Source organism: Paenibacillus sp. B1-35, assembly GCF_050474385.1.
Lineage (GTDB): Bacteria > Bacillota > Bacilli > Paenibacillales > Paenibacillaceae > Paenibacillus_B > Paenibacillus_B alvei.
In genome coordinates this window covers 1-1,331 of sequence record NZ_JBCHVJ010000026.1, presented here as the reverse complement: position 1 = coordinate 1,331, position 1,331 = coordinate 1, and the positions used below count along the sequence as shown (strand labels likewise).

Below are 1,331 nucleotides of genomic sequence, written 5' to 3'. Positions count from 1 at the left end.
CCCAGAAATGAAGTTGTCTGAACTTGAGACGATAACAGAGGAAGAGAAAGAACAGATACTAGGTGCATTTAATGAAACGAGCTTAGCGTATGCAAAGGATAAAACGATTCCAGCATTATGGGAAGAGCAGGTTGCTCACACCCCGGATGCCATCGCCGTTGTATATGAAGACAACGATGTGACGTATGACGCATTAAACCAAAAAATCAACCAAGTGGCATGGGCGCTTCGCAGACTGCACATTAAACCGGCTGACCGCGTGGTTATCGTAGCAGAGCGAAGTGTGGAGATGATTGCCGGGATGTATGGCATCATCAAAGCAGGTGGCGCATATGTGCCAGTCGATCCTACCCTCCCAGCGGAGCGTATGCAGTTTATCCTAAATGACTGCAAACCAAAGGCAGTGCTTGTGTATAAAGCTACGATTGAAACGGATCTGCCGACGATTAATCTGGCGGACGATAAGCTCTGGGAAGGGCAAAGCGACAATCCGGAGCAAGTCAATCGTCCCGATGATTTGGCTTATATTATCTATACCTCCGGAACGACGGGGCAGCCTAAAGGGGTAATGTTAGCGCACAGCGGCGTAGTTGCGATGCGGAGTTATCTGCAGGAGAAGTATGAAGTGACGCAGCAAGATAACGTGCTTCAGTTTGCCAACTATATATTTGACGCCTCCGTATGGGAGATGACACTGTCGCTTTTGCTGGGTGCAAAGCTGACCCTTGTGTCCCAAGCGGTTCTATCGGATGTGAGCAGCTTTAACGCTTTTATCAAGAAAAATGGAATCACGTTGACGTTGCTGCCGCCGCAATACTATCTGCAGACGGATATAAGCGGACTGCGGGTACTGACGACTGGGGGATCGGCAGCAAACGCGGAGATGATCGAAAAGGCAGGGAGCGGTACACGATATATCAATGCCTATGGCCCGACGGAAAGCACAGTATTGGCAACGGGATGGGAATACGATGGAGAGAGTGACATTCCCAATCCTGTGCCGATTGGGAAACCAACGAGCAATACGCAAATCTATATTATGGATGGCATGAAGCTATGCGGGATAGGTGTACCTGGGGAGTTATGTATTGCAGGCAGCGGTGTGGCAAAAGGGTACTTGAACCTTCCGGCACTAACCGCAGAGAAGTTTATTGAGAATCCATACGGAGAGGGCAAACTGTACCGGTCGGGAGACTTAGCCAAATGGTTGCCGGACGGGAACATAGCCTATTTGGGCCGTATTGATGACCAAGTGAAGATCAGGGGGTTCCGGATCGAGCCGGGAGAAGTGGAAAATGCGCTGCGGCAACTGGAAGGAATCCAAGATGCGG

At 50.0% G+C, this 1,331-nt stretch carries 1 protein-coding gene; it reads left to right on the top strand.

All coding sequences use genetic code 11. From position 1 onward, the window contains the following. A partial coding sequence (locus ACQ5BJ_RS26275) for a non-ribosomal peptide synthetase (protein WP_430113434.1) occupies positions 1-1,331 on the top strand: 1,331 nt, incomplete at both ends.